The sequence below is a fragment of the Clostridium tyrobutyricum DSM 2637 = ATCC 25755 = JCM 11008 genome (assembly GCF_000359585.1).
GTDB classification, from domain to species: domain Bacteria; phylum Bacillota; class Clostridia; order Clostridiales; family Clostridiaceae; genus Clostridium_B; species Clostridium_B tyrobutyricum.
The window spans coordinates 86,618-93,308 of the sequence record NZ_APMH01000013.1; the positions used below are offsets into that span (position 1 = coordinate 86,618).

The 6,691-nt window shown below is 29.7% G+C and carries 6 protein-coding genes; all 6 read right to left on the reverse strand.

The window, feature by feature from the left end; genetic code table 11:
• Positions 1 to 17: 17 nt before the first annotated feature.
• Positions 18 to 1,070, reverse strand: coding sequence for a taurine ABC transporter substrate-binding protein (locus tag J418_RS0107710; protein WP_017751551.1), 1,053 nt, complete (start codon positions 1,068 to 1,070; stop codon positions 18 to 20).
• Between the two features lie 32 nt (positions 1,071 to 1,102).
• Positions 1,103 to 1,726, reverse strand: a complete 624-nt coding sequence (locus J418_RS0107715) for an ABC transporter permease (protein WP_235807011.1) — start codon at positions 1,724 to 1,726, stop codon at positions 1,103 to 1,105.
• 559 nt (positions 1,727 to 2,285) lie between these two features.
• The gene (locus tag J418_RS0107720; RefSeq protein ID WP_017751549.1) at positions 2,286 to 2,765 is read right to left on the reverse strand and encodes a GNAT family N-acetyltransferase; all 480 of its coding nucleotides are present in this window, start codon (positions 2,763 to 2,765) and stop codon (positions 2,286 to 2,288) included.
• Between the two features lie 319 nt (positions 2,766 to 3,084).
• On the reverse strand, positions 3,085 to 3,840 hold the full coding sequence (locus J418_RS0107725) for a TetR/AcrR family transcriptional regulator (protein WP_017751548.1): 756 nt from the start codon (positions 3,838 to 3,840) through the stop codon (positions 3,085 to 3,087).
• Positions 3,841 to 4,365: 525 nt separating this feature from the next.
• On the reverse strand, positions 4,366 to 4,509 hold the full coding sequence (locus J418_RS16100) for a FeoB-associated Cys-rich membrane protein (protein WP_017751547.1): 144 nt from the start codon (positions 4,507 to 4,509) through the stop codon (positions 4,366 to 4,368).
• Entirely contained in the window at positions 4,509 to 6,659 is a 2,151-nt protein-coding gene (gene feoB, locus J418_RS0107735; RefSeq protein ID WP_017895283.1) for a ferrous iron transport protein B, read from the reverse strand. Before feoB ends, J418_RS16100 begins: the two co-directional genes overlap by 1 nt.
• Positions 6,660 to 6,691 lie beyond the last annotated feature (32 nt).

Sequence of the window (6,691 nt, forward strand, 5' to 3'; positions counted from 1 at the left end):
GAATTACCATATACATATTATTTTTTCAATGCATTTTCTATAAATTCAGGATTAATAGCTTTTTCAAATTCCGATAATTCTGGAGCAGACTTTATTTGTTTTTGTTCGACCAAAAAATCAGCAGTATCTTTAAGAGTTTTTGCAAAATTACCTTTCTTCGAACTTGTACCCAAATATTTATCAGATATTTCTTCTTTACCTGACAACCATATTAACTCACTCATTTGATTTTGGCTATCTTTTTTACTTGTATTAATTTCTTTTGCTACAGACTGAGCCGAATCATCAATATTGTTTTTAAAATAATCATATGATTTAATTTGAAGTTTTACATATTTTTTTACTATATCTGGATGTTGCTTAGCAAATTCCTTATTGACTATCCCAATATCTCCAGTAACAATACCTCTTTGAGCCAATGTTCCACTATTGACTATTTCTTTACCATCCAAACCTATTAATTTTGCTAGTGTTGGTTCCCAGACATATGCCGCATCTATCTCTCCACGCTGCCATGCGGCATAAATATCCTGAGGCTGCATATCAAGAACAGTTACATCATTTACAGAAACATTTTCTGCCTTTAATGCATTCAACAAGCTATAGTGAGCAGTGGAACCAAAAGGTACTGCAACCTTTTTCCCTTTCAAATCTTTGATTGAATTAATATTGGCTTTATTTTTAGCTGCAAGTGCTTCATTTTTTCCTATTACATCATGAATCCAAAACACTTCATATGGGAGATTCTGTGATATTCCTATAGACGCCGGGGTTGATCCTAAAAGTGCAATATCCAAACTCTTTGATGACATAGCAGTATTTACATCTTTTCCAGAATCGAACTGAACAAATTTTACCTTTGCACCTAGTTCTTTTTCATACCATTTTTTCGATTTAGCCAGTAATTCGTCATTGGGAATCTGCTGATATCCAATAGTCACTATATCTGGTTTTCCCCCGTCTTTTATATTGTTAGATGTTTTACTGGAACTATTTCCACAACCTGATAAGCTGCCTATTAAGCTACCTATTAAAATACCTGATAAAATTAATTTTCTAATATTTTTCATAAAATCACCCTCCTATTTCTTTAAATATTTACTTACTCCTTACCTTCCCATGGTATAAAGTTTATTTCAATTATTTTTAGTATCCTGTCAAGTAATATTCCTGTAACTCCCATTATTATGATACCAACAAAAATTATATCACTTCTCAAGAATTTACTAGCATCAAGAACCATCCAACCTATACCTGATACTGCAGCAACCATTTCTGCAGCGACCAATGTTGTATATGCAAATCCAAGCGATGTTCTAAGTCCCGTAAATATAGATGGCAAAGAAGTTGGGAGTATTACATGGAAAAAAGTTTGTATTCTGCTTGCTCCCAAAGTATAGGCTCCATTAATATAATCTTCTCTAATCCCTTTAACTCCTGATACACATGATATGTATATAGGTGGAAATGCAGCTAAATAAAGCAGCATAATTTTTGATGAATTTCCTATGCCCAACCACATTATCAAAAGTGCATAATAGGCTAGTGGTGGAAGTGGTCTGAAAAAATTTACTATAGGTTCAAAAACAGCTTTGATTTTACTACTATATCCACTTAACAATCCTACCGGAATTGCACTTAAAACTGCCAGTGCAAATGCTGATAACAGCCTCACCATGCTGTCACCAAAATGTCTATAGATTGTATTTCCTTTATAGCCCTGCAAAATAACTTCCTTAAAACCCAATATAACATCATAGGGAGATGGAAGAATTGATTGAGGTAGTAATTGTAATTTTGTTACTATATACCAAATAAATATTATTGCAGCAATTGTAATAATTGTAATAAATTTTTCAATAGTAAAAAATTTTAGAATATTAAAATTTGCTTTTTTATTTGATGTTATATGCATAAATTTACCTTGTATAATGAACGTATAGTAAAAATTCATTATACTTTTCCTTTCTTAAAGATTTTTACTATAATTATCATAAGACGCCGTGGATTAATGTTTTCACCTATAGCCTGACTATTTAAACTGAAGATCTAACCACTTATCTTATACTTATCTGTTAATTAGTTAGATAACGCATAACGTTTTATATACATCAAGAATACTATAAAGGAGCTGTTCTTATGATTTATATTGGCATTGATGCAGCAAAAAATAAACACGATTGCTGCATTACAGATTCAAATAGTGCTGTTCATAACACATGTATAATGTATTTTTATCTCCTTCCATACTTGTATTTCCCTTCTTTTAAATTTTAAAATAGAAATCATATTTCCAATTTCATTATATCTACATTTTCAAAACCAGCATGTTTATATATTCTAATTGCTTCTTCACTAAATGCTAGTAATTGTATTGCAGATGCCCCTTTCGATTTAATCCATTTTATATTCAGATCAAGAAGCTTGGATGCCAAACCCCTTTTCCTAAATTTCGGTAAAATGTAAACATCAACTATCCATCCATAAAATCCAGGCTTGAATAGAAAATATGGGAAATCATCCTTTAATAAAGAGCCTGCAACACCAATTGGTTCTCTTTCTGAATTATATACAATAAAATGCTGCATCTTATCTAAGTTATATTGTTTTTTATAAAATTTCATAGTTTCTTCTTTAAAATCTTCTATATAGAAATTATCTGAAAATCCAGTTTCTCTAAACAATGAATCTCTAAATTGAAGTATTAATGATATGTCTTTTTCTGATGCTTTCTTTATTTCCATGTCACAATTCTCTTTGTGCATATGTATCATCTCCCCATATTCTACTAAGTTAATAAGCTTTTTAGTGCTTTTGTTTACCTCAAAGCAACTATAGAAAATTCCAAGTTAATGTTCTATCAGATAACTTGTCAACAAATTCTTAAAACAATAAAAAGCCCAACTTCATTTATATAAAAAGAAATAGATTAAATATCCATTCTTTAATAAATAAAACCGGGCCTCTAGATTTTCTAGTCAGTCAGCTAAGATATTAATTTTTGTACTAAATAAAACAGTGTGTTTTATTTAGTACTCATTTTAATACAAAAATCTAATGCTGTCAATACAATTACTATATTTTTTATTTGACTTTTATTTTTTCATAAAGTATATTTAAAAATTCATGTGCAATGATAGAAAATCTTTTTGGGCAGTGAATATTCATACCTGCCATTACAGAAAATAGCATCTGACCTGTTGAAAAGGAATTAAAGTTTTTTATAAATATCCCTATTTTTTTACCTTCTTCAAAATTATCAGCTAATAACTTAACACTATATTTTCTTAATTCGTCAAATGATTTTTTTATATTTAAGTTATTTTTAGAATAATAAATCATAGTAGCAAACAATAAATTAGTATATTTATTATTTGCATAAACATCAAAATATTCTATGTATTTTTCTATAAATAAAATTGGATTATACTTTTTGGATTTAATAGATCCTAATCTTGTTTTTCTATTTTTCATTTCATTGATTATACTTGCTTCAAGTAATTCCTCTTTATTTGAAAAATATCTATATATAGAAGATCTATTTATTCCAATTTTCTGGGCTATAAAATCCATATTTATTTCATTAAAAGTATTTTTTGATAATTCTTGAATCGCTACTGAAATAATTTTATCTTTTATAGATTGATGCTCTAATTTATTACCAATCTCTTTATCTAAATTTTGAATTAATTCTCTTTTTGAAGAAAAGCTATTGTAAAATGTTGTCTTACTTATTTTGCACTTTTTTACAATATTGTCAATACTTAATTTTTTTAATCCATAGGTATCAACTATTTCTTTTGAACATTTTAATATTTTAACTCTATTTTTATCTTGCATATTTATATATCTCCCAATAAATTATAAAATTTAACTAAAATTATATCATCAAATGTTTTTATTAAACAAGTTTTCAGAATTTAAATTAAAATTAATATATTTACAATCTATATTATTAGATTTGAGCTTATTCAAAAAACCCGAGACTTTAAAAAGTCACGGGTAAATTATTGATTTAAATTTATAGGTTGACATTTGAAAATCATTAATCGTAAATAAATAACTTAAGATAACTACTTATTAAATTTAAAAATATATGCAATATCAATCGCTATCCTATTCATATTTTGAACTAATATAACAGATATTGCTTAGAAACTCTTTTAATTCAATAAAAACAAATATAACTAGTCCACGGAGATTTTTTAAATCTAAAAAGCTGTACTTGTTAATTTTTCATAATAGATAGTAGGATTTTAAAAATCAAAAGTCTGTTGACATAAATATGTTTATCAATAAATAAGGAGACTATCTAAAAATATAATCTCCTCATTTATCGTATAGTATTATTATAAAGTTAGTCTACTAATGTTTGCAGCTATTAGCTGATTTGCTGCAGCCAGAGCAACCGCAGCTGCAGCCACCTCCATTTTTATGTGACTTAAAAGTTCTATATCCTGAAAATCCCACAATACCAAATACAACTATTGCAACTATAACTGTAGACATTATACCACCTCTTTTCTCCTCATATCAGGATCAGTAACTTCAACATCAACTTTACTAGGTTTCCTGAATATCATATATAACAGTAATAAAATAAATGCAATAGCTACCGCTGATCCAACCCCGAAAGTTTTTCCTGTAAACAATGAACCTATCTCATATACAATTAATGCAATTATATATGCAAATCCAGTCTGATAACCTACAGAAAACAATGTCCATTTTCCTGAATTCATCTCAGTTCGTACTGCACCAATTGCAGCAAAGCAAGGAGCGCACAGAAGATTGAAAATCAAGAATGAATATGCAGAAAGCATTGTAAATGATGATTGAAGTCTTCCCCATACCTCTGCACCATTGTCTGCAACACTTGAGAACCCATAAAGTACACCAAAGGTTCCAACTACACTTTCCTTTGCAACTAATCCAGTTATTGAAGCAACAGAAGCTCTCCAGTTATCCCAACCTAATGGAGTAAATATAGGTGCAATAAATCTTCCTATACTAGCAAGCATTGACTGCTCTATATCTACCATTTGCATTCTCCAGCTGAAAGAACTTAAGAACCATATAACTACAGTTGCAAGTAATATAACAGTTCCTGCTTTTCTCATAAATGCCTTTGAACGTTCCCACATGTGAATTAAAACACCTTTAACTCCTGGAACGTGATATGGTGGAAGTTCCATTACAAAAGGAGCTGGTTTTCCAACAAATAGCTTGGTTTTCTTTAAAATAATACCTGAAATAATAATTGCAGCAATTCCAATAAAATATGCAGATGGTGCTACCCATGCCGCTCCTTTAAACAATGCACCAGCAATTAAAGCAATAATAGGTAATTTTGCTCCACATGGAATAAAAGTAGTTACAATAACGGTCATTCTTCGATCTCTTTCATTTTCAATTGTTCTAGTTGCCATGATTCCAGGAACACCACAACCTGTTCCAATAAGTATAGGAATAAATGATTTACCAGATAATCCAAATCTCCTAAATAGTCTGTCCATAATAAATGCAATACGAGCCATATAACCACAATCTTCTAATATTGCCAAACATAGAAATAACATAGCCATTTGAGGAACAAATCCTAGAACAGCTCCTACACCAGCAACAATACCATCAAGTATAAGAGAATTCAGCCAATCAGCAGTTCCAATACTATTTAATATCCACTGAACATTGTTTGGTACAAAGTCACCAAAGAAATTATCATTTACCCAATCAGTCATCCAACCTCCAACTGTAGAAATTGAAAAATAATAAACTAAAAACATAATACCGACAAAAATAGGTAGTGCTAAAATACGATTAGTTACAATTCTATCAACTTTATCAGAGACTGACACTTTAACTTTATTTGACGTATGTACAGTTTGTTTTATAACCTTGCTTATATACTCATAACGTTCATTGGTTATAATGCTCTCACCGTCATCGTCAAATTTGCTTTCACAATCTGAGATTATCTCTTCAATTTCACTTTTCATATTTCCATCAAGGGATATTTGTTCATTGATTTTTTCATCACGTTCAAACAATTTTATGGCAAACCACCTTAGATTTAAATCATTTGAACTTTCCTTTATAATATTTTCAATCTTTGATATAGCTTTTTCTACACTATCAGAAAAAATATTATTTGAAATTTTATTAGCTTTTGATTGAGCAAGTTCTATTGCTTTTTGAGCCACGTCTTTTGATCCTATACCTTTTAATGCAGAAGTTTCCACAACTTCACACCCAAGCATTTCTCCCAGTTTTTTTGTATCTATAGTATCACCATTTTTACGAACTATATCAATCATATTCAAAGCCATCACAACTGGAACACCAATTTCAGCAAGTTGAGTTGTAAGATACAAATTTCTTTCAATATTACTACCATCGACAATATTTATAATAGAATCCGGCTTTTCATTAATCAGATAATTTCTTGAAACAACTTCTTCCAGGGTATACGGTGAAAGAGAATATATTCCAGGTAAATCCTGAATAATAACATTTTTGTTTCCCTTTAATTTACCCTCTTTTTTCTCTACAGTAACGCCTGGCCAGTTTCCTACATACTGGGAACTTCCAGTTAAATCATTAAACATAGTCGTCTTACCACAATTTGGGTTACCGGCAAGAGCAATTTTAATTGACATTCATATTCCTCCTTGTATAATGTGGTTATAAC

Excerpts from the sequence above, each read along its gene's own strand:
- J418_RS0107720 (WP_017751549.1), bottom strand. The coding sequence starts at position 2,765 with ATGCACAAAGAGAATTGTGACATGGAAATAAAGAAAGCATCAGAAAAA.
- feoB (WP_017895283.1), bottom strand. The coding sequence starts at position 6,659 with ATGTCAATTAAAATTGCTCTTGCCGGTAACCCAAATTGTGGTAAGACG.
- J418_RS16100 (WP_017751547.1), bottom strand. The coding sequence starts at position 4,509 with ATGTCTACAGTTATAGTTGCAATAGTTGTATTTGGTATTGTGGGATTT.
- J418_RS0107710 (WP_017751551.1), bottom strand. The coding sequence starts at position 1,070 with ATGAAAAATATTAGAAAATTAATTTTATCAGGTATTTTAATAGGTAGC.
- J418_RS0107725 (WP_017751548.1), bottom strand. The coding sequence starts at position 3,840 with ATGCAAGATAAAAATAGAGTTAAAATATTAAAATGTTCAAAAGAAATA.